A 23,322-nucleotide genomic window follows, 5' to 3' on the forward strand; every position below is an offset into this window, starting at 1 on the left:
TATTAGGGGGTCTACAAATGGTAGAATCACAATTTCATTCAACCACGATTTGTGCAGTTGAAAAAGACGGAAAATTTGCAATGGCTGGAGACGGTCAAGTAACAATGGGTGAATCTGTTGTTATGAAAGGAACAGCTCGTAAAGTTCGCAGAATTTATAATGATGAAGTGGTTGTCGGTTTTGCTGGAAGTGTAGCGGATGCCTTTACTTTGGAAGAAAAATTTGAAGGAAAATTGAATGAATACAACGGTAACTTGCAACGTGCTGCTGTTGAACTAGCACAAGAATGGCGGACACAACAATCCATGCAGAAATTGGAAGCAATGCTGATCGTTATGAATGATAAAGAAATGTTGTTGGTTTCTGGAACGGGTGAAGTGATTACACCTGATGATGGTATTTTAGCTATTGGTTCTGGCGGAAACTTTGCATTAGCTGCTGCAAGAGCAATGAAAAATTATGCACAAAATGAGATGAGTGCAAAAGAAATTGCTGAAAACGCGCTGAACATCGCAGCAGATATTTGTATCTTCACAAATCATAATATCATTGTAGAAGAATTATAAGAGGTGACTAGAATGAATGAATTAAGACAAACACCAAGACAAATCGTTAGTGAACTGGATCAATACATTGTGGGACAAGAAGCAGCTAAAAAATCTGTGGCTGTCGCTTTACGAAACCGCTATCGTAGACTCCAGTTGGATGAAAGAATGCAACAAGATATTACACCTAAAAATATGTTGATGATTGGACCAACTGGTGTTGGGAAAACAGAAATTGCTCGTCGACTTGCAAAAATCGTCAATGCACCTTTCATCAAAGTAGAAGCAACTAAATTTACAGAAGTTGGTTATGTTGGCCGAGATGTCGAATCAATGGTTCGTGACTTGGTCGAAAATGCAATTCAAATCGTTGAAAAAGAACAATATAGCCGAGTATATACAAAAGCTAAGAAAAATGCTGAAAAGCGGTTAGTGAAAGTTTTAGTACCGGGTATCAAAAAGGAGCAAAAACAATCAACAAATCAATTTGAACAGATGATGAATATGTTTAATGCATCTACACAACAGGCTGAACCACAAGAAGAAATCACTGAAGATATTCGTGTTAATCGTCGCACAGTCTTAGATCAACTGGAAAAAGGTCTGCTTGATACACGCGAGGTGACGATCGAAGTCGAAGAACAAAAAAAAGCTGCGCCAATGATGAATAATGGCTTAGAACAAATGGGAATTGATTTGAATGAAACATTAGGTGCATTAACACCTACTAAAAAAGTTGAAAGAACAGTCACAGTGAAAGAAGCACGCGAAATTTTGATTCGTGAAGAGTCTGCTAAACTTGTGAAAGATGCAGATATTCACAGTGAAGCAATCAAATTAGCTGAATCAAGTGGGATCATTTTTATCGATGAAATCGACAAAGTAACTTCAAAATCACAACAGTCTGGTGAAGTTTCTCGAGAAGGCGTACAACGTGATATCTTACCAATTGTTGAAGGCTCACAAGTCAATACGAAATATGGTACGTTACAAACCGATCATATTTTATTTATTGCTTCAGGTGCCTTCCATTTATCCAAACCAAGTGATTTGATCCCAGAATTACAAGGACGCTTCCCGATTCGTGTCGAATTAGATGATTTATCAGCGGAAGATTTTGTGAAAATTTTGACAGAACCTAACAACGCATTGATAAAACAATATATTGCGTTGATTGAAACAGAAAATGTTTCCGTTACGTTTACTAAAGAAGCAATCGAACGAATTGCACAAATTGCTTTTAATGTGAACCGTGATACAGATAACATTGGTGCACGTCGTTTGCATACAATCTTAGAAAAACTATTAGAAGATCTATTATTTGAGGCACCAGATATGCAGATGGGTGAGATTACAATCACAGAAGCATATGTCGATGATAAATTAGTTTCAATTGCACAGAATGAAGATTTGAGCCGCTATATACTTTAAGAATCGGAGGACGACTATGACGGATTTGCTAACAAAAACCCGAAAAATCAATAAGCTTTTACAACAAAAAAATACCTTTGATATGGATGCTGATTTACCATATGACAAAATGGCAGTGACACTAGGTGGAGTACTGGATAGTAATACGTATATCATAGGCAGCGATGGCGTATTACTTGGCTATAATGAACGTCATGATGTGAATAACGAACGTGTAAAAACAATGTTTGTAGAAAAACAATTTCCACTTTCTTACACAGATACAGTCGATCAACTGGTCAAAACCGAAGCAAATATCCCGATCACGAGTGAAATTACAGCTTTTCCAGTAGAATCGAGAGAAAAATATCCATTTGGCCTAACGACAGTCGTACCGATCTTTGGTGCAGGGGAACGGTTAGGAACAATTATTTTGTCACGCATGGAACAGGCATTTACCGATGATGATTTAGTTTTAGCGGAATATGGTGCAACAGTGGTAGGTATGCAAATTCTTTACCAACAGTCCCGTAGTATTGAAGAAGATGTACGAAGTGCAACAGCTGTCCAAATGGCAATCAACACTCTTTCTTACAGTGAATTAAAAGCAGTTCAAGCCATCTTTCATGCCCTTGATGGTGATGAAGGTCGTTTGACAGCTTCAAACATCGCGGATGAAATTGGAATTACTCGTTCAGTAATTGTTAATGCTTTGCGTAAATTGGAGTCGGCAGGTATCATCGAGTCACGTTCTTTGGGAATGAAGGGAACTTACTTGAAAGTCCTTAATTCACGTTTCAAAGAGGAACTAGCAAAACATAGCTACTAACATTTCATTGGCTAAGACGATCTAGGATAGTAGCAATTTTAAAAATGGGGGAGTAACAATGACCGTAATTATTCAAAATGATCAGCTTATTGCTAAAATAGCTGAACATGGAGCAGAGCTAATTAGCTTACAATCAAAAGAGCATAATCTTGAATATATTTGGCAAGGAAATCCAGAATTTTGGGGACGTCATGCACCGGTTCTTTTCCCATTTGTTGGTCGTTTGAAAAATGACGAATACATGTATCAAGGAAAAACGTATTCGATGGGACAACATGGTTTCGCAAGAGATATGGATTTTGAAGTTATTGAACAAGGACCAGAACAAGCAAGTTTTCGGTTGAAAAGCACACCGGAAACGAAAAAAAATTATCCGTTTGATTTTGAATTAGTTATCACTTATGAATTAGGCGGCGATGGGATAACTGTTCATTACCAAGTTGAAAATATTGGAGAAGAAGAAATGTACTTTTCAATTGGGGGACATCCAGCGTTTAATGTACCATTGGAAGAAGGCTTGACTTTTGAAGATTTTTATTTGGCTTTCTCGCCACGAAAATCAAGATTGCGTTTACCATTGGCAGGCCCTTATATCGATTTAGATCAACGAACTTTGGGGCAAACCAATACGAACTTAGCTCTGGATCGTGAATTGTTTGATCAAGATGCCCTTGTTTTTGAAACAAAGGGACTAAATGCATATTCGATTCGTAGTGAAAAATCACGCCACAGTGTGACTTTAAGCTACAAAGATATGCCTTATGTTGGTATCTGGTCCCCTTATCCCAAAGAAGCACCTTTTGTTTGTATTGAACCTTGGTGTGGGATTGCAGATACAGTGAATAGTAATGGTAGTTTGATGGAGAAAGTGGGAATCGATCAATTGGGTGCCCATGAAATTTTCCAAACAAAATATTCGATCACGGTAAAATAAACATAAAAAAGTGAGCTACGACAAATGGTCGCAGCTCACTTTTTTAGAAAAGAAAATCATTTCTTTTTGCTACTATTTAAACCAAAAGGAATTCGGCTTTCCGTTTTGTTTTTGATTCGTTGAATGTTTTCTTTGTGGCGAAGAAAAATAAAGGAAGACACTAGAAAAGCGATAATCGTTAACAGCCAATTATGTTCTGGTAAAATAACTGGTGCGATATAAGGTAAGAAAATCGTTGACAAAGTAATCAGTACCGCACTGATCATACTGCTTAAACTTACCATGCTTGTGAAGTAAAGACTTAAGACAAAGATTGCTGCGGAATAGACGAAGAAAATAGGGCTGAACCCTAGAAGCATGCCAGCACTGGTTGCGACTGCTTTTCCACCTTTAAATTTGGCGAAAATCGGAAAAGTATGACCCAGAATTGCACAGACACCAAACCAAAGTGGATTGATTGTCGTAATGTGAAAAATAAGTGGAAGACAAGTTGCCAGTGTCCCCTTCAAGATGTCCATTAATAAGACAACGATTCCTGCTTTTTTTCCTAATACTCGAAACGTATTGGTTGTTCCAGTATTTCCACTCCCGTATGCGCGGATGTCTTTATTGAAAAAGATTTTTCCAATCCAGACACCAGAAGGAATAGAACCCAAAAGATATGCTACAATAAGTAATAAGATCAATTTCATTTTTTTACCTCTTTCAAGTTGAAAACTAATGTTTATTTTAGCATGAAAGAGTAGTAGGAACAATCGAAATTCACGAATGAAAGGAATGAGTAAGATACCATTTGAAAATCCAACCCAAGAAATGATTTTTGACTATTTAAAGTCAGCAAAAAATATTGCTGTTGTCGGTTTGAGTAATAACTCTGAGCGAACAAGTCATCAAATCGCAAAACTTTTACAGCAAAAAGGTTACCGCATTTTTCCCGTGAATCCAGTTCTGGCTGGACAAGAAGTATTAGGTGAAAAAGTTTATGGTCACCTGACAGAAATTACAGAACCAATTGATATTGTTGATATTTTTCGACGTAGTGAATTTTTACCTGAAGTAGCACAGGATTTTTTGCAAACAGATGCAAAAGTTTTTTGGGCACAGTTAGGAATTGAAAATGAAGAGGCAGCAAACTTGTTGCAAGCCGCTGGTCGAAAAGATGTCGTGATGGATCGTTGTATAAAAATTGAACTAGCTAAGATGGAAAATGATAAGGTTAAATAAAAATAAATAAAAATTTTAATGTGCGAAAGTTGTTAGTTAAAAGCAGGTTGGGCGACTGTTTCTCTTGATTTTTCCCCAACCTCTTTTTTTTCGCAGTTTTTTTTAGTATGATTAGTTCGATGCGGTCTTTACTATTTCCGCAAGTATTATTGAAGGAGCGTTTGCCTTGGCAAAAAAAGTAATCAATGAATATAATGATGCGTCAATCCAAGTTCTTGAAGGATTAGAAGCAGTTAGAAAACGACCAGGGATGTATATCGGTTCCACTGATAGCCGAGGCTTACATCATTTAGTGTATGAAATTGTTGATAATGCAGTCGATGAAGCTTTATCAGGTTATGGAAATGAGATTGATGTAGTGATACATAAAGATAACAGTATCACTGTAGTAGATAGTGGTCGCGGAATGCCAGTTGGAATGCACGCTTCAGGAATTCCAACGGTTGAAGTGATTTTTACAGTGTTGCATGCTGGAGGCAAGTTTGGTCAAGGTGGCTATAAAACATCTGGTGGACTACATGGTGTAGGTGCTAGTGTGGTAAATGCTTTATCAAAATGGCTGACTGTGACGATTGTTCGCGATGGTGTTGAATATCAGCAAAAATTTGTAGACGGTGGTAAGCCACAAGGCACATTAAAAAAATTGGGTAAAACAAAAAAAGCAAATGGAACGACCGTTCACTTTTTACCTGATGATACGATCTTTTCAACAGTGAAATTTTCATATGAGACGTTATCAGAGCGTTTGCGTGAGTCGGCTTTTCTTTTGAAAGGCGTTCGAATTACATTAAGTGACCTTCGTGGTGAAAAAGAGGTTACAGAAGTTTTTCACTATGAAGAAGGAATCAAAGAATTTGTTGAATATTTGAATGAAGAAAAAGACACCTTGACACCAGTTGTTTATTTTTCAGGTGAAAAAGACGGTATCGAAGTGGAAGTGTCTTATCAATATAATGATGGCTATTCAGAAAATATATTATCTTTTGTTAATAATGTACGGACGAAAGATGGCGGCACACATGAAGCCGGAATGAAAACAGCAATGACGAAAGCTTATAATGAGTATGCCCGTAAAGTTGGTCTTTTGAAAGAGCGAGATAAAAATTTAGAAGGCAGTGATTTTCGTGAAGGGTTAGCGGCAGTTTTATCCATTCGCGTACCAGAAAACTTACTGCAGTTTGAAGGCCAAACGAAAGAAAAATTAGGTACACCAGTTGCTCGGACAGTTGTTGATAATGTCATTGGTGAACAAATGGGCTTTTATTTACAAGAAAACAGTGAAATGAGCCAAATGTTAGTTAGAAAGGCAGTAAAGGCTCGTGAAGCACGAGAAGCTGCTCGTAAAGCGCGAGAAGAAAGCCGTAATGGGAAAAAACGCAAAAAAGGCGAATCTTTATTATCAGGAAAATTAACGCCCGCTCAATCACGTAACCCTAAAAAGAATGAGCTTTATCTAGTCGAAGGAGATTCTGCTGGCGGTTCTGCAAAACAAGGACGTGATCGTAAATTCCAAGCTATTTTGCCACTTCGAGGTAAAGTCATCAATACTGAAAAAGCCAAAATGCAAGATATTTTGAAAAATGAAGAAATCAACACGATGATTTATACGATTGGTGCAGGTGTAGGACCAGAATTTTCGATTGAAGACTGTAATTACGACAAAATTATTATTATGACCGATGCGGATACGGATGGGGCACATATCCAAGTGTTATTGCTCACTTTCTTCTATCGATACATGAAACCTTTGATTGAGGCTGGAAAAATCTACATTGCTTTGCCACCTTTATACAAGGTCTCTAAGGGCCAAGGGAGAAAGCAGATAGTTGAATATGCTTGGACAGATGAAGAGCTAGCTGCAGAAATCAAAAAAGTTGGTAAAGGTTACTTATTACAACGTTATAAAGGACTAGGAGAAATGAATGCTGATCAGCTATGGGAGACAACAATGGATCCAGCTTCACGAACATTGATTCGAGTACGAATTGATGATGCAGCTCAAGCAGAACGACGTGTAACAACATTAATGGGAGACAAAGTTGAACCACGACGAAAATGGATCGAAAGCCATGTCCAATTTACATTGGAAGAAGATGGCAGTATTTTAGATAAAAAAGAAGACACTGAAATGCCAATTTCATCTTCAAGTGAACGATTAGATGAAGAACATGAAAATGTTGAAAAGCCAATTCAGTTGTTTGATGTAGAATAGGAGGTCACCTGATGGAAAATCGACAAGAAATCCAAGAATTAACGTTAGAAGAAGTAATGGGTGACCGATTTGGACGTTATTCAAAATATATTATTCAAGAACGCGCCTTGCCGGATATTCGTGATGGGCTAAAGCCAGTCCAACGACGAATTTTATATGCAATGAACAAAGATGGGAATACTTATGATAAAGGCTTCCGTAAGTCTGCGAAATCAGTCGGAAACATTATGGGTAACTATCATCCACACGGGGACAGTAGCATTTATGAAGCAATGGTTCGTATGAGTCAAGACTGGAAGCTCCGAGAAGTGCTAATTGAAATGCATGGAAATAATGGTAGTATGGACGGCGATCCCCCAGCAGCCATGCGTTATACAGAAGCACGTCTGTCTAAACTAAGTGGTGAGATGTTAGCTGATATTGAAAAAGATACGGTTGATATGGTTTGGAACTTTGATGACACTGAAAAAGAACCAACCGTTTTACCTGCTAGATATCCAAACTTATTGGTAAACGGTTCGACAGGTATCTCAGCGGGGTACGCGACCGAGATACCAACACACAATTTAGGGGAAGTCATTGATGGGACGATTTACCTTATTGACCATCCTAATGCAAGTTTAGAGAAACTGATGGAATTCATTCCGGGACCTGATTTTCCAACAGGAGGAATCTTACAGGGAAAAGATGAAATCAAAAAAGCCTTTGAAACTGGTCGTGGAAAAGTAATCTTACGTTCTAAAACAAAAATCGAAGCAATTAAAGGAAACAAAGAACAAATTGTTATTTCTGAAATTCCGTATGAAGTCAATAAAGCAACACTTGTGAAAAAAATCGATGAAGTTCGTTTGAACAAAAAAGTGGATGGAATTGCTGAAGTTCGTGATGAAAGTGACCGAACAGGGTTACAAATCGTTGTGGAATTAAAAAAAGATGCAAATGCACAAGGAATCTTAAATTATCTATTTAAAAACACAGAGCTACAAATTAACTACAACTTTAATATGGTAGCCATTGACCATATGACACCACATCAGGTTGGTCTACGAGATATTTTGAGCAGCTATGTGGGACATAGGAAAGACGTGATTACGAAACGTAGTCAGTATGATTTGGCAAAAGCAGAAAAGCGTCAACATATTGTAGAAGGTTTGATGAAGGCATTATCGATCTTAGATCAAGTGATTGCGACAATTCGTGAAAGTAAAGATAAACGTGACGCAAAGAAAAATTTGGTGGATGTTTTCCAGTTTACGGAAGAACAAGCAGAAGCAATTGTGACGTTACAACTTTACCGTTTAACAAACACCGATATCACTGAACTTCAAAAAGAATCTGAACAATTGATTGCGCAAATCACGGAATTAAATAAAATTCTTTCAGATGATAAAGAATTATTTTCATTAATGAAAAAAGAATTGCGTGAAGTGAAAAAAAATTATGCAACAAAGCGTATTACAACAATTGAAGATGAGATCGAAGAAATAAAAATTGATACGAAAGTGTTAGTTGCACAAGAAGACGTAGTCGTTAGCGTTACGCATGAGGGATATGTGAAACGAAGTAGCATACGCTCTTATAGTGCTTCAAAACCAGAAGAGATTGGTATGCGTGAAGGTGATTACCTTCTATACACGGGCGAATTAAGTACATTAGATCATGTCTTGTTTGTGACGAATAAAGCAAATATGATTTATCGTCCTGTCCACGAGTTACCAGACCTAAAATGGAAGGAAGTCGGAGAACACATTTCGCAAACAATTTTGAATTTGTCCATGGACGAATCGATAATTGCAGTGTTCCCATACACGAAAATCCAACCAGAACAAACCTTTATTTTTATCAGTAAAAATGGCATGATCAAACAAACGAGAATGACTGAATTTGAACCATGGCGTACGTATAAGAGTCGTCCACTTAGTTCGATGAAACTAAAAGACGAGGACGAGCTGATAGCGGTCTATTTAGAAGAGGAACAAACAGATTTAGATGTCTTTTTAGTTACCTATCAAGGAATGGGCTTAAGGTACCCATTAGTTGAAGTGCCAGTCGTTGGTGCAAAAGCAGCAGGAGTGAAAGCCATCAATCTCAAAGAGGATGACACGGTAACAAATGGATTATTAGTTTTGGCTGAAGGCGATACGCCAATCGTCATCGTCACACAAAGAGGTGCAGTCAAACGAATGCTTGCGCAAGAAATCTCACAAACTTCACGCGCAAAACGTGGTGTACAAGTTTTAAGAGAATTGAAGAAAAACCCTCATCGAGTGGTTTATATGTCAGAAGGAACAAGTCGTGAATTATCAATTGTGAACCAAAAAGGAAAACAAGTAGAATTTAATCCAACTGATTTTCCAATTGGTGACCGGACTTCGAATGGTTCGTTTGTGTTGGATGAAAAACAAGGCGGAGAGATTATCGATGTCCTTGAAACGAACAACACAAAAATAGAAGAATAACTGTATTATTTTTTGTTGAAGGGGCACAATCTGTAGTAGTACAGATTGTGCCCCTTTTTTCATTTGCTAACTAGAATAAATTGAACTTTTTTAATTAAATATGAAAGTGTTCACAATGCTTAAAGCTTGGTGTTGCAGCGTTGTTTAGTAATGTAGTTATTAAAATCTAAAAATTGTTAAAGAAAAAACAAGAAAACCCTTGCAAAGATGACGCTCTGTGTTATACTAATCACGTAAAAACTGTTACATAAAACAGAAACTTTTAGGAGGTCCATACAATGGAGCAATGGAATGGATTTAAAGGAAAAACCTGGAAAGAAGAAGTAAACGTTAGAGATTTTATCCAAGAAAACTATACCCCTTATGATGGGAATGACGAATTTTTAGCTGGTCCAACAGAAGCAACAACAAAACTTTGGGATCAAGTAATGGAATTGAACAAACAAGAGCGTGAAGCTGGTGGCGTATTAGATATGGATACTAAAGTCGTATCTACAATTACTTCACATGGTCCAGGCTACTTGAATAAAGATTTAGAAACAGTTGTTGGATTCCAAACAGAAAAACCATTTAAACGTAGCTTGCAACCATTTGGTGGAATCAGAATGTCTGAACAAGCAGCTGAAGCTTACGGCTTTGAAATTGATTCAGAAGTTTCTCACATTTTCCGTGATTATCGTAAAACACATAACCAAGGTGTTTTTGATGCATACACACCAGAAATTCGTGCAGCACGTCGTTCAGGTGTTATCACTGGTCTTCCTGATGCTTATGGTCGTGGACGTATCATTGGTGATTACCGTCGAGTAGCACTTTATGGTGTAGATTATTTGATTAAAGAAAAACAAGTTGATTTGTCTAACTGTGGTATTGGCATCATGTCAGATGATATCATTCGCCAACGTGAAGAATTGAACGAACAAATCCGTGCGTTAAGTGAGTTGAAAGAATTAGGAAATATCTACGGTTTCGATATTTCAGAACCTGCTACAAATGCAAAAGAAGCATTCCAATGGTTATATCTTGGATATTTAGCAGCAATCAAAGAACAAAATGGTGCAGCAATGTCATTAGGACGTACCTCAACATTCTTAGATATCTATGTGGAACGTGATTTACAAAATGGCGTTATTACTGAAGAAGAAGCACAAGAAATCGTTGACCATTTTGTTATGAAACTACGTCTTGTTAAATTTGCTCGTACACCAGATTACAACGCATTGTTCTCAGGTGACCCAACTTGGGTTACAGAATCAATCGCGGGTATCGGTGAAGATGGACGCCACATGGTAACTAAAAATAGTTTCCGTTTCTTACACACGTTATCAAACTTAGGACCAGCTCCGGAACCAAACTTAACTGTTTTATGGTCAACTCGTTTACCACATAACTTTAAAACTTTCTGTGCAAAAATGAGTATCCAAACATCAGCTATCCAATACGAAAATGACGATGTTATGCGTAAACATTGGGGCGACGACTATGGAATTGCTTGCTGTGTATCAGCAATGAGAATTGGTAAACAAATGCAATTCTTTGGCGCTCGTGCAAACTTAGCCAAAACATTGTTGTATGCAATCAACGGTGGGGTTGACGAAAAATCAAAAGCTCAAGTTGGACCTAAATATCAACCAATTACTTCAGAAGTTCTTGATTACAATGAAGTAATGGAAAAATACGATGTCATGATGGACTGGATCACTGAATTATATGTGAATACATTGAATATCATTCACTATATGCATGATAAATATTCATATGAACGTATTGAAATGGCTTTACAAGATACAGATATCTTGCGCACAATGGCAACTGGTATTGCTGGATTCTCAGTAGCAGTTGACTCATTATCAGCAATCAAATATGCAACTGTCCGCACAGTTCGTGATGAAAATGGAATTGTTGAAGATTACGAAATTGAAGGTGACTACCCTAAATATGGTAATAATGATGACCGTGTAGATGAAATTGCTGTTCAATTACTAAAAACATTTATGACAAAAGTGAAACGTAATAAAACTTATCGTAATTCAACACCAACTACTTCAATTCTTACAATCACTTCAAATGTTGTGTATGGTAAGAAAACAGGTAATACACCTGATGGTCGTCGCGCAGGCGAACCATTTGCACCAGGTGCTAACCCAATGCATGGTCGCGATACACACGGAGCATTAGCAAGCTTGTCTTCAGTAGCAAAATTACCATATGAATATTCATTAGATGGTATTTCAAATACATTCTCAATCGTACCTAAAGCTTTAGGTCGTGACGAAGAAACACAAGAAGAAAACTTAGCAACAATGCTTGATGGTTATGCGAAGAAAATGGGTCACCATTTAAATATCAACGTATTCAACCGTGATACTTTATTGGATGCCCAAGAACATCCAGAAAAATATCCTCAATTAACTATCCGTGTTTCTGGATATGCAGTAAACTTCATTAAGTTAACACGCGAACAACAAAATGATGTAATTGCGCGTACAATGCACGAATCAATGTAACAAAAGTCAAGGAGGCGGATGGACTGATTCAGTCGATTCGCCTTTTTTACTTGAAAAGTCATTATTAGGAGGACACGTCTATGACAACACCTGTAACAGGTTTTATTCACTCAACTGAAAGCTTTGGGTCCGTCGACGGCCCTGGTATCCGTTTTATCGCATTTATGCAAGGATGTCGGATGCGTTGTCAATTTTGTCATAATCCAGATACTTGGAATATTGGCGGTGGTGTTGAACGATCAACAGACGATGTGTTAAATGAAGCACTTGCTTACCGAGAATTTTGGGGAGATAAAGGTGGTATTACTATTAGTGGTGGTGAGCCTTTACTGCAATTAGATTTTTTAATCGATCTTTTCAAAAAAGCAAAAGCGCAAGGGGTTCATACAACAATTGATACATGTGGTAAACCTTTTACGCGTGAAGAACCATTTTTCAGTAAATTTGAAGAGCTAATGGAATACACAGATTTGTTATTATTTGATATCAAACATATCGATAATGATCAACATAAAATTTTGACAGCGAATGGAAACCAAAATATTCTGGAAATGGCACAATACTTGTCAGAAATCGGTAAACCTGTTTGGATTAGACACGTTCTTGTTCCTGAACGTAGTGACTACGATGAGTATCTGATTCGGTTAGATGAATTTATCAAAACGCTGGATAATGTGGATAAGGTGGAGATTCTACCTTACCATACCATGGGTCGGTATAAGTGGGAAACATTAGGCTTGAAGTACCCATTAGATGGAATTGAACCACCGACGAAAGAACGTGTAGAAAACGCAAAACAATTACTTCACACAGAAGATTACCAAGGATATTTAGCTAGATAGTTTTGAAACGGAAAAGGAAGTTAGTATTGCTCTTTTCCGTTTTTTTGCTATTATTAAATAGGAGAAAGAACAAAGGAGCGAATGACATGTCAAAAATTTTAGTTTTTGGACACCAAAATCCAGATACAGATGCAATTGGTGCGGCGATTGCATTTTCACATTTACAAAATGAATTAGGAAAACAAACAGAAGCTGTAGCATTAGGCATACCGAATGAAGAAACACAATTTGCCTTAGATTCATTTGGATTAACAGCACCTCGCGTAGTAGGGTCAGCGAAAGCAGAAGATGCAGCTGTTATGTTGGTTGACCATAATGAATTTCAACAAAGTATTTCAGATATTGCAGAGGTAACGATTTTATCTGTGGTGGATCATCATCGCATCGCAAATTTTGAAACAGCTAATCCTTTATATTACCGTGCCGAACCAGTTGGTTGCACAAGCACAATCGTTTTGAAAATGTACAAAGAAAATCAAGTAAGCATTCCAAAAGAAATTGCCGGAATCATGCTTTCAGCTATTATTTCTGATACATTACTATTCAAATCACCAACTTCTACACCTGAAGACGAAAAAGCAGCACAAGAGCTTGCTGAAATCGCAGAAGTAGATCTAAATGTTTATGGTCTAGAAATGTTAAAAGCAGGTACAAAATTAAGCGATAAATCAGCTGCAACCTTGCTTGATTTAGATGCAAAAAGTTTCCCAATGGGAGACAAGAATGTCCGTATTGCTCAGGTTAATACAGTTGACTTGAATGAAGTAATGGATCGTCAAGCTGAGTTAGAAACAGCCATGGCTAAAGAAATGACTGCAAATGGTTATGATTTGTTTGTTTTAGTTGTCACGAATATTTTAGACAGCGACTCAGAATTATTGGTTGCTGGAGATGACAAAGAAAAAGTTGAAGCAGCATTCCAAACAAAATTAACAAACAATCGTGCATTTTTAAAAGGCGTTGTTTCTCGTAAAAAACAAGTTGTTCCTCAATTAACAGAAGTTTTTAGTTAATTACTGATTTAGCTGAGTCGAGCGTAAACTGCGACTCAGCTTTTTTTATCACGAATGAAGATAGAAGTTGAATGGAGTGAGGGAGCAAATGAATTATTTTTATTCACCCAAAAATAAAGTTTATCAAAAATTGGTGGCTGATCCGCTGTTCTCACCAGTTATTACGTATTTAAGTGAGCAGCCCGAGCCAGTCATTTTGAGAGAATTAAAACAAGTTTTTCCTCAGCGAAAATTTGAATATTTTTTGGATCAATTGATTGAAGCTGGACTAGTTAAACGAGAACAAAGGAGATACGAATTAAGCTTCCCAATCTTCACAGAAAATGAAGCTAACTATCAAGAAATCATTGCTAGTCAAGCTCAGCGATTAAGTGAGCAGCTTTCTAAGCTTTCCAAAGATGAGCAACAATTCATTTTAGGAGAAACACTTTGGTCAATTTGTTTTGAAGAAGATAGTAAAGTTTTTTATGGCTACAAAGGTGAGACAGAAGAAACGACACGAAAGACGATTGCCGGAAATGAAGCCTATCAATTTGTTTCAATTTCTACTACAAAAAACTTTCCGGTAACAATAGCGAATTATTTCTTCGTTCAAAAAAATAAGCCTACACAATTCCCAAATTTTTCATCATTAGCAACTTTGCTGGGGGATGTGAATGAAGTCTATTATTTTGATCAAGTGGAAGTGATCATTGAACGTATCCGGCTAAATAAATTTAAAAATCGCCGTCCAAATATTTTTTTGGAATCCTTAATCCAGACAAAAACCATTCAATCAGAACCGGCTTTTGAATTATTGTTACCGGTTCTTGAAAATAAAAAAGAGTTGAGTGACGTTCAGCTTACTGAAATAGTTGGTCTAACTGAATCAGAAGTTGCTTTCGTTCACAGAAAAATGTATGAAGAAGTGAAACAATCTCTTGGGTTAACGGCATATTCTTATATCAAAGCAAAATAAAACATCCAGACAAACTTTCAATCGTTTGTCTGGATGTTTTATTTATATGTTTTGTTTCGTTGATATTGCCACATTAAGAATGCTAAACAAATCACAAATAAGAAATCAAAACAGTTACTGACATCTTGAATAATAGTTGTTTGGATCGTGGGTGCAAATGCCAAAAACAAAAAAGCAAAAAAGTTATAGCCAAAACAAATGAGTGAGATCCAGCAAAAGAAAGGATTTAATTTCAATTCTTTAAATACTAACGAGAAGAAAAAGAAAGAAAAAATTGCTAAGGTAACCACTAAGCCATTTAAAATAAAAAAGAAAAGCGAATTTTGATTAAAGGTATAGAGTAAAACAGCCAAGAATGAAAACAATTTTAATGCGATAAAAATAAATGAAGCTTCCGCTAGTTCTTTTGTTTTTTCTAAGTAAACATAGCGCGAAAAAAAGATAGCAAACAAAAGTGACGATAAAGAAGACAAGATAAGTAAGCCTGCACTCTGGTCCAATGTATTAAGTGTTGAATAATCCAGTAAGAGCCATCCAAGTGCATGGTTTGGTGCATCAGAAGTTGTAGAAAAGGTATGTAAGACAAAAAATAGGATTGCCAATAGTCCAAATAGCGAAGCTAATTGGAGATAAATCATTGTTTTTCGATACATTTCAAGTAGTTCTCCAATACTAAAAAATGATATTTTGCATATATTATCATAACAAAACAATGAGCTTTTGTCGAGGGTTAGACAAAAATAAACCGGTTCAAACAAATAGAATTTGCTAAACCGGTATGAGAAAATCATTTCTTTTTTGATTAAAAAAATTTAATTTTTTTGACGTTTCCGGACTTTTTTCGTCCAAAATCCTCCAGAAATATATTTTGGTTCATAGGAAATAATGAATGCACGTTCTTCGACTGTTTTGATCAAGTGATAGAGCTCACGTTCACTTTTACGTGGAGAAAGGATTTCTAAAACTAATCGTTCACCCTCAAGTCCCATTGCAGAAGTTTGTGTAACTCCGTACCCGTTTTCTCGCAAAATTCGAGGCAAATTTTTATCTTCAGAGGTATTTGTTGGCAAAATCGTCGTAACCATGATGTAGCCAAGTGCTAATTTGTCTTCAATCAAGATCCCTACACTGATTCCTACAGCATAGCCGAGTGCGTAAACAAAGAGATTTAAAGGATTATCTAAACGATCAAGAACGAGAGAAAGCCCCATAATATAAATAATTATTTCAACCATACTTACTAAAGGAGCAATCAAGCGATAGCCCTTCATCGTCAGCATAAATCTTAAGGTATTTAGCGTAATATACGCAAAATTGATAATAAAAATCATTAGTAACATTTTTGGATCAACCATCAAAACACTCCCCCTATTTCTTTCTTCTCTACAATAGCAAAAAAATCAAAATTTGGGAAAAAATTAAAGTATCTTCATTTGAAAAAAATTAAAAAAAGATTATAATTGTATTATAAAGACGATGGGTAGGTGATGCTATGAAAAAGATCAATCAAATTATTTGTGTTAGCCATCTATTGAGTATGGTCTTTAGCGTATATTTAGCTGTTTATGCCGTTCAAGAAACGTTTGAGGTAGAGGATCTATTCTTCTCACTATCCATCATTGATTACTTTCTATTAAGCGTTATCTTCTTTCTAGTCCTTTTTATTGGGAGTATGTTTGGTGGTGTAGCTAGCTTTCTTCGCTTTTCCATTTATCCGGTACTTACATTGTTACTGGGAATAATTGGAATATCTTCTCTTTTTTTATTTCCGCAATGGTATTTACAATCGACTTTGCTTTTTTTTAGTAGTATTAGCATTTTTCAAATTTTAAGTAGCAGTTGGTTATTTTTTCAAAATATAAATTTAATTAAGTTAGGTGACTCGAAGTGAATCCAATCGTAATGAAACGTAAAGTGAAAGCAATTCCCGTGTTAGAAGTTGTTTTAGAAGAATTCAAAAGCAAAAAAATTCCAGTGGTTGTCTACTATCACGGCTGGCAAACAAGTAAGGAATTGGTTCTGACACAAGGTAGAAAAATTGCGCAGTATGGGATTCGAGTCATTTTGCCAGATGCAATGAATCATGGCGAACGGAAACAGCCTGTGTCTTCCATTCCCTCTTACACGTTTTGGAATAGTATTTATGGCAATTTATTCGAATTTGAAACACTGATGGAACATCTTGACAAGCGCGGTTTACTCCATGAAAAAGTAGCGGTAGGCGGTGTTTCGATGGGGGGGATGACTACTTGCGCATTACTTAGTCATCACCCTAGGCTTATTGCTGGTGCCTGTTTAATGGGGTCACCTGCGCCACTAGCTTACGGACAAGGAATCAAGGCGCGTGCTAAACAACTCGATCTTACTTTACCTAAAGATTATTTTGAATTGATTTCTTGGGTTGAAAGATATGATCTGTCTTTGAATCCACAGCGTTTAGCTGGAAGACCTTTGTTTTTTTGGCATGGAAAGAAAGATGAGAAAATTCCTTTCGAACAGACCGCTGATTTTGTAAGTGCTAATCAATGGACTCAAGCAGGGCGGCAGATTCTTTTTCATCCTTCAGAAAAGCAAGGGCATTTAGTTGAAATTCCATTGATGGAAGAGGCAGCGGCTTTTTTTTACAAATGTTTGATTAAGGGAAACCATGAAGAAAAGATGTAAGAAAATCGTATTCAGTAGTTGAAAAGGAATAAGGGTTTTTGAATAAAGGTATTTTTTGAGTGAAGTTCTTATTTCTAGTAATAAAAAAAGATTGGAAATTTCTTTGATTCCAATCTTTTTTTTCGTCCTTTCTTGTTTCGTGACAGAAAAGATATGAAAACTTGACTATAAAACGAAAAAATTTTAGGTATAATAGAGGATGAAGTAAATTGGTCTATGTCCTTCATCGTGAGGTGTATTCGCGAAATTTTTGTTAGAAAGAGGTAGAGCTATGACAACTCTTGCAGACGTAGCAAAATTAGCAAATGTTTCAAAGATGACTGTATCAAGGGTGATCAATCATCCTGAACAAGTCACTGACGAGCTGAAAGAACTGGTCTTTTCAGCCATGGCTGAATTGAACTATCGCCCTAATATTGCGGCAAAAGCACTTGTTTCTAATCGATCACAAGTAATCAAATTATTTATTTTAGAAGAAATCGATACAACAGAGCCCTACTATATGAATTTGTTGATGGGAATCGCCAATCGAATTGGTCGAGCACATTATTCATTACAGCTAGTAACAACAAGTGGGTTTGATGTTGGTGCTTGTGACGGATACATCATTACGGGGATGCGTGAAAAAGATTTTGATTGGATAGCCCGCTTGGAAAAGCCAGTTGTTTTATTTGGGGAAAATGATTTTGGTTATGATTATGTAGATAGTGATAATCAATACGGAACAACAAAAGCAACGGGATATGCTCTATCTCGTGGGTATAAATCGGTGGTTTATATTGGGATGGATGTGGCAGAGCCTTTTGAACGTGCCAGAGAAGCGGGATATTTAGCGGTTATGAAGGAACAGGAGTTATCAACAAAAACAGTTCGTTTTCCTAATCATTCGACAAAAGCGGAAGAGTATATTGACTCACATTGGGATGAATTTGACAAGAATACTTGTTTTGTTTGTAGTTCAGATCGTTTAGCTTTAGGTGTTGTTCGAGGAATTATGAAAGTTGGCGGGAAAATTCCTCAAGATTATGGTGTGATTGGTTTTGATGGGGTCTTTTTGGATCAAATCAGTTCTCCCAAGTTAACAACGGTGAAACAAGATATTATTCGAATGGGCGAAGTTTGTGGTGAAATGTTGTTGAAAAAAATTGAAGAAAAAGGAGCAAGTCAAGGTTATCGACGATTTTTTCCAGAAGTTATTTTACGTGAAACGACGAAGTAATTCACGTTTTCTTTAAAAATGGTCGTGATTTCTGAAATTTATCAGCGCATTATTACTGAAATAGCTGAAATTATGCTATGATTGAGAAAAGTTCCGTTTTGAAAAGGATGAGTTAAATGAAAGAAATCAAGCGAAAGCATTTTCGTTTTCCAGCTTATGATGATGAAATAGGGGTAAAATTAAGTACGGAGTCTAATCGAGTTTTATTTGATGGTGTCGATGATTTGATGACCCAAACAGATCAACATCCACAACAACGTTACGGTCGAACAAAAGAGTTTCATTTTGATGAAAACGACCGAAATCAGACACGCCAAAGAAAACAAAGACGTACGATGAATGAAACGACAAAAGTTGTGCCACGTCAAGAGAAGTTGGAACGTTATAAAGAAAATTTGCCAGAATATGGAAAGCATTCTCAACTTAAGACATCGCCAACTGGACAGAAGAAGCTTTTTGGTGAAAAAAATCATGTTCAAACAAATCAATCGGTGACATCCTCTGCACGTAATAAAACATCTTCAAAAACAAATAATGTCACTCATGAACGTTCCTACTTTGTACCAAAATTTATTCCAGCATCAATTATCCCAGATCCAAGAGAAACACAGGTGACGGAAAATGAATTAATCCAATCAATGAAGAAAGCAGAAGATGCATACCTGTTATTTGATACTGATCCAACGCCGTATCAAGAGAAAAAAGAGAACAAAACGGTCAAGACTTTTCATAAAAGTGAAGAAGAAACAACAGTAAAGACAACAAATAAGAAGACAACGAAAGCAAAAAAAGCACATGGAGTGTTGGAACGCTCACTTCACGGGTTGATCGAGGATCAAGGCAATTCATTAAAAGAAAATAGCTATTTCAAACAATAGCATTGGCTGATTGAAAATGATAAAAAGAGCAATGATGTAAATCATCGCTCTTTTTGTGTATGGTTGGCCGTATGTGAAGATGATTTAGCAATTGTTTCTTAGTTGACAGAATCAAATGACTTTAAACGACACTTGCTTAAGTGTCAATCAGTTGGATTGAGAACGGTCGCTTTGTACCATGACCTTTATGGCCGGTATTCCAAAAGGACTCTTCCATATAGCTTACAGTCACTGCAAAATATGAAAAGCTACTTGGAGTGCTTGCTCATTATCTTGTCGGAGCTAAACGTTATATATCTCAACTTTTAGAAAGTAGGAAAAATCATGAAAAAACAAATGAAAAAAATTGGCTTCTATCAAGGGTTACCAATCGAAGAAAAAGCGAGTTTCATCGAAATAACTGATGCAGTTCCCGTTGCTACAGGTCACGATTTGTTAGTAGAGGTAGATGCAATTTCTGTTAATCCAGTTGATACGAAGTTTCGTCAGAATGCAGCAAAAAAAGATCAGTTAACTGTTTTAGGTTTTGATGCAGTTGGGCGAATCGTCGCTGTAGGTGAGAGGGTTGAAAAATTTCAAATCGGCGAACGTGTTTTTTATGCAGGAAGTAGCAAACGTCCAGGTAGTAATCAAGAGTTTCAACTAGTCGATGAAAGAATCGTAGCAAAAGCACCAGCTTCTTTATCAGATGAAGAAGTAGCCGCGTTACCGTTAACCAGCTTGACGGCTTTTGAATTATTATTTGAAAAATTTCAATTAACCTCACAAGCAAAAGCGAATATAGGGAAAAAATTATTAGTAATCAACGGTGGAGGTGGGGTTGGCTCCATTTTGACTCAGCTTGCTAAATGGAGTGGTCTTGAAATATTTGCAACAGCGAGTGTCAAAAACTTTGAGTGGCTCCATAATAATGGAGTGGATCATCCCTTGGATTACCATGAAGACTTAAAGAAACAATTGATTTCTTTGGGAACGGATCGTGTAGACTATGTGGCTGTATTATATGATGTTGTACCTTATTTCCAACAACTACTAGAAATTGTACAACCAGGGGGCCGAGTGGGAACAATTGTTGGTATCAATCAACCCTTACCAATTGGTGAATGGAAAAATCATTCAATTAGTTTTGATTGGGAATATATGTTTGCGAAAACGGATTTTGATTATAAAATTGAAACGCAGGGGGCGATTTTAGCAAAAATCACTACTTTGGTTGAACAAAAAGAAGTGCATAGTCATTTAGGCAAAGTTTATCAGGGAATTTCTGTCACTCACTTGAAGCAGGCAACAAAAGATGTCGAAGAAGGACATGTTCAAGGGAAAGTGGTATTAACGGGTGGTTTTGTTGACTAAATAAAAAAAAGAGCTTGAGTATCCGTAGCACATCACAAAAGTTAGACTAAAAAGCGAACTTTTGAGGTGTACGGCATGCTCAAGCTCTTTTTAAGTTGAACAAACTAGTTGTATCAAATTGGTTCTTGATATTCTGGTAATTCTTCAAAAGGCGTGGCAGTTTCTTCTAAAGTCCCCATTGAATCTTTCGCTGATTGAAAGAAATCAGGAAGCTGAACATATTTTACTTTGTTTAACGTATAAGCTAAAACAGAGCAACTTAGTAAAGTGTATAAGAAGTGTCTAAGATCAAGGTATAAAAGAGACACGACTAAGATAACAAAAGTGACTAAGAAAAGACTTTTTCCGATTTTAACGTGAAAATACTTTTCAATTGCTTGATATAAAATATCGGTTCCGCCCGTACTACCTCCAAAGCGAAAAACCAAGCCACAACCAATACCAGAAAGTAGACCAGTCATCAGACTATTGATTAACAAGTTCCCAACGGCAAACTGTATATGAAGACTTTCCCATAAATGTAAAAAGAAAACTAATGCAAATGTTCCCACAATCGTACGAAGAAATGCATGTTTTCCAAAAATAAATAATGAGATCAGTAATAATGGTAAATTAAAGACTAATGAAGTAATTGAAGGTGCAAATCCAAAAAGGTTATTTAGCAGTAACGCAATACCTGTCACCCCGCCATCAGCAAGTTTTGAAGGTACATTGATTCCAGTTACAGCAAGCCCGTAGATCCCAGCACCTAAAATAATTCCACCAAGGTCTGTAAATAAATGTAGTTTTTTCATCTCTAACCCCTTTTCTGTTTGAAAATTTTCAGCAACCCCTATATTATACAAATAGAATCAATTCTTCAAGAGGGAAAAAGAAATTTTTTTCTGTGTGAAAACTTTTTATTAGGCAAACAAAAACAAAGGAGGAAATCATGCGCGCTGCTGACTTACTAACTATTTTGACCAATCCGCCACAAAACAAAGAATACCAAGGAATCTTCTTACTGATTAAAAATCAGAAACGGCCAGTCACAAAGATTGAGGTCACGCCAAAAAACGAGTTAGTCTTACATTTCAATCAACCAAAAAATGGATTGACAATGAAAGAAATTTTAGTTGAACTAATGATGAATCGTGAAAAAAATATTTACTATCAATTGGATGCAGAAATAATTCCTTTATATGGTATTAAAGAAACAGGAACAGAATTAATGATTTAAATAAAAAAATAATCACGTGAAGGATTAGTTTTTTTAAAATTGATATTTTCCGATGGGACGGTAAATTCTGAATAGATTTGAAGCAGTGAGTTTTGTTATTATTTAACTCGGGGAAAGCAATTACGTCACACAACGAAGGGGGGATGAAATGAGACAGAAAAAGCTAATGATCGGCACGATATTTCTGTTAGCTATTTTCTTGACGAGTCCAGTAGCATTTGCCACACAGGGGAACGAAACGACACTTACCGTCCAAGGAGTGCTGTATAGACCAACTTTAGGAGAAACAACAATCACTATGCCAGAGCAATTGCCAAAAACAGCAGAGGTTCAGTCAGAAGCATTGGTTTGGTTGGGAATATGTCTGGTCTGTATTTCATTCGTTGGTTACCTACTTGGACGAGAAGAAATGAACTTTTTCGGGGAGAAGAGTAATGTCATGAAAGCAATTCAAAGTAGTGGTCAATCTTTTGCTTACTATATAAGAAGCATCATTAAGAAAAAGGGATTCGTACATAAAACGTAGTAAAGCGTTTATCTTAATGTTCTTTAATTGAAACTATCAAAGAACATGGGAGCACATAGTAAAATGAGTTGTTTTTATAAATAAGTTACCTGATAGTTGTGAAGGAGTGTCCTCTCGTTGTAAAGCTAAGTAATATATCTTTGTAAGAACAATGAGGAAACGACCATCAACAAGGTAAAAAGAAATAAAAAATGGAAAAGAAACTAGGCTAAGAAAAGAGTCCCCCAAAGATTCTTCTCTCATCCAAGTTTCTTTTATTGTTAACGGACGTCCGTTGAACCTATGGTAGCAATGACTTAGTAATAATGCCAACAATTATACTTGTGAAAAAAGTCACGACAAGAAAGAGAAACTAAAAACATATTTTTTGTCAAAAAAAGAAAAACGTCTTATTTTTTAACAGTTATGCGCAGAAAACAGCTTTTTTTTACAATTCTCACAAAAATTTCGTCTACTCACCTATAATTACAAGAGAACAAGCCAGTAAAGAAAATTATCTCCCCCACGAGATTTCCACTTTATTGGCTGTT

Annotated in this window: 21 protein-coding genes; 17 read left to right on the forward strand and 4 right to left on the reverse strand. The window is 36.5% G+C overall.

Annotated elements, in window-relative coordinates:
• Positions 1–17 precede the first annotated feature (17 nt).
• Genes hslV through DOK81_RS08625 form a run of 4 tightly spaced genes read left to right on the forward strand, consistent with a single transcriptional unit; the run spans position 18 to position 3,718 of the window.
• Positions 18–566, forward strand: coding sequence for an HslU--HslV peptidase proteolytic subunit (gene hslV / locus DOK81_RS08610; RefSeq protein WP_067485006.1), 549 nt, complete (start codon positions 18–20; stop codon positions 564–566).
• A gap of 12 nt (positions 567–578) precedes the next feature.
• A complete protein-coding gene (gene hslU / locus DOK81_RS08615) occupies positions 579–1,976 on the forward strand; it encodes an ATP-dependent protease ATPase subunit HslU (RefSeq protein ID WP_206910077.1) in 1,398 nt (465 codons plus the stop codon).
• Between the two features lie 16 nt (positions 1,977–1,992).
• Positions 1,993–2,784 carry a GTP-sensing pleiotropic transcriptional regulator CodY gene (gene codY / locus DOK81_RS08620; RefSeq protein WP_067485011.1) on the forward strand — a complete coding sequence of 264 codons (792 nt, stop codon included), beginning with the start codon at positions 1,993–1,995 and terminating at the stop codon, positions 2,782–2,784.
• 58 nt (positions 2,785–2,842) lie between these two features.
• Positions 2,843–3,718 carry an aldose 1-epimerase family protein gene (locus tag DOK81_RS08625; RefSeq protein WP_206910078.1) on the forward strand — a complete coding sequence of 292 codons (876 nt, stop codon included), beginning with the start codon at positions 2,843–2,845 and terminating at the stop codon, positions 3,716–3,718.
• A gap of 56 nt (positions 3,719–3,774) precedes the next feature.
• Here the strand turns inward: DOK81_RS08625 and plsY are convergent, their stop codons facing one another.
• Positions 3,775–4,410 (reverse strand): glycerol-3-phosphate 1-O-acyltransferase PlsY, encoded by a 636-nt coding sequence (gene plsY / locus DOK81_RS08630; protein ID WP_206910079.1) that lies wholly within the window; start codon positions 4,408–4,410, stop codon positions 3,775–3,777.
• Positions 4,411–4,504: 94 nt separating this feature from the next.
• Between plsY and DOK81_RS08635 the strand changes: the two genes are divergently transcribed.
• The 7 genes from DOK81_RS08635 (at position 4,505) to DOK81_RS08665 (ending at position 14,933) form a co-directional block, all read left to right on the forward strand.
• The gene (locus tag DOK81_RS08635; RefSeq protein WP_206910116.1) at positions 4,505–4,942 is read left to right on the forward strand and encodes a CoA-binding protein; all 438 of its coding nucleotides are present in this window, start codon (positions 4,505–4,507) and stop codon (positions 4,940–4,942) included.
• Between the two features lie 166 nt (positions 4,943–5,108).
• Positions 5,109–7,154 carry a DNA topoisomerase IV subunit B gene (gene parE / locus DOK81_RS08640; RefSeq protein WP_206910080.1) on the forward strand — a complete coding sequence of 682 codons (2,046 nt, stop codon included), beginning with the start codon at positions 5,109–5,111 and terminating at the stop codon, positions 7,152–7,154.
• A gap of 11 nt (positions 7,155–7,165) precedes the next feature.
• On the forward strand, positions 7,166–9,613 hold the full coding sequence (gene parC, locus DOK81_RS08645) for a DNA topoisomerase IV subunit A (protein ID WP_206910081.1): 2,448 nt from the start codon (positions 7,166–7,168) through the stop codon (positions 9,611–9,613).
• Positions 9,614–9,891: 278 nt separating this feature from the next.
• The gene (pflB, locus tag DOK81_RS08650) at positions 9,892–12,120 is read left to right on the forward strand and encodes a formate C-acetyltransferase (RefSeq protein ID WP_206910083.1); all 2,229 of its coding nucleotides are present in this window, start codon (positions 9,892–9,894) and stop codon (positions 12,118–12,120) included.
• Positions 12,121–12,200: 80 nt separating this feature from the next.
• Positions 12,201–12,962 carry a pyruvate formate-lyase-activating protein gene (pflA, locus tag DOK81_RS08655; RefSeq protein ID WP_206910085.1) on the forward strand — a complete coding sequence of 254 codons (762 nt, stop codon included), beginning with the start codon at positions 12,201–12,203 and terminating at the stop codon, positions 12,960–12,962.
• An 86-nt stretch (positions 12,963–13,048) separates the two neighbouring features.
• Entirely contained in the window at positions 13,049–13,975 is a 927-nt protein-coding gene (locus DOK81_RS08660) for a manganese-dependent inorganic pyrophosphatase (protein WP_206910087.1), read from the forward strand.
• A gap of 88 nt (positions 13,976–14,063) precedes the next feature.
• A complete protein-coding gene (locus DOK81_RS08665) occupies positions 14,064–14,933 on the forward strand; it encodes a DUF1803 domain-containing protein (protein ID WP_206910089.1) in 870 nt (289 codons plus the stop codon).
• A gap of 38 nt (positions 14,934–14,971) precedes the next feature.
• Here the strand turns inward: DOK81_RS08665 and DOK81_RS08670 are convergent, their stop codons facing one another.
• Complete coding sequence (locus DOK81_RS08670; protein WP_206910091.1) at positions 14,972–15,586, reverse strand: hypothetical protein; 615 nt, start codon at positions 15,584–15,586, stop codon at positions 14,972–14,974.
• A gap of 159 nt (positions 15,587–15,745) precedes the next feature.
• Positions 15,746–16,288, reverse strand: a complete 543-nt coding sequence (locus tag DOK81_RS08675; protein WP_206898813.1) for a DUF2179 domain-containing protein — start codon at positions 16,286–16,288, stop codon at positions 15,746–15,748.
• Between the two features lie 532 nt (positions 16,289–16,820).
• On the opposite strand from DOK81_RS08675, the gene DOK81_RS08680 reads away from it, so the two are divergent.
• The 4 genes from DOK81_RS08680 (at position 16,821) to DOK81_RS08695 (ending at position 21,047) form a co-directional block, all read left to right on the forward strand.
• Entirely contained in the window at positions 16,821–17,597 is a 777-nt protein-coding gene (locus tag DOK81_RS08680) for an alpha/beta fold hydrolase (RefSeq protein WP_206910093.1), read from the forward strand.
• Positions 17,598–17,868: 271 nt separating this feature from the next.
• A complete protein-coding gene (locus tag DOK81_RS08685) occupies positions 17,869–18,816 on the forward strand; it encodes a LacI family DNA-binding transcriptional regulator (protein WP_206910094.1) in 948 nt (315 codons plus the stop codon).
• A gap of 116 nt (positions 18,817–18,932) precedes the next feature.
• Positions 18,933–19,694, forward strand: a complete 762-nt coding sequence (locus DOK81_RS08690; protein ID WP_206910096.1) for a hypothetical protein — start codon at positions 18,933–18,935, stop codon at positions 19,692–19,694.
• A gap of 324 nt (positions 19,695–20,018) precedes the next feature.
• Entirely contained in the window at positions 20,019–21,047 is a 1,029-nt protein-coding gene (locus tag DOK81_RS08695; protein ID WP_242589961.1) for a zinc-binding alcohol dehydrogenase family protein, read from the forward strand.
• Positions 21,048–21,160: 113 nt separating this feature from the next.
• On the opposite strand, the gene DOK81_RS08700 is transcribed toward DOK81_RS08695, so the two are convergent.
• Entirely contained in the window at positions 21,161–21,841 is a 681-nt protein-coding gene (locus DOK81_RS08700; RefSeq protein ID WP_206910098.1) for a YitT family protein, read from the reverse strand.
• 137 nt (positions 21,842–21,978) lie between these two features.
• Between DOK81_RS08700 and DOK81_RS08705 the strand changes: the two genes are divergently transcribed.
• Both DOK81_RS08705 and DOK81_RS08710 read left to right on the forward strand, forming a co-directional pair.
• Complete coding sequence (locus DOK81_RS08705; protein WP_206910100.1) at positions 21,979–22,266, forward strand: hypothetical protein; 288 nt, start codon at positions 21,979–21,981, stop codon at positions 22,264–22,266.
• A gap of 148 nt (positions 22,267–22,414) precedes the next feature.
• Positions 22,415–22,792 carry an LPXTG cell wall anchor domain-containing protein gene (locus tag DOK81_RS08710; protein ID WP_206910101.1) on the forward strand — a complete coding sequence of 126 codons (378 nt, stop codon included), beginning with the start codon at positions 22,415–22,417 and terminating at the stop codon, positions 22,790–22,792.
• The last annotated feature ends 530 nt before the right edge of the window (positions 22,793–23,322 follow it).

The sequence above is a fragment of the Enterococcus sp. DIV0660C genome (assembly GCF_017316125.1).
Lineage (GTDB): Bacteria > Bacillota > Bacilli > Lactobacillales > Enterococcaceae > Enterococcus_B.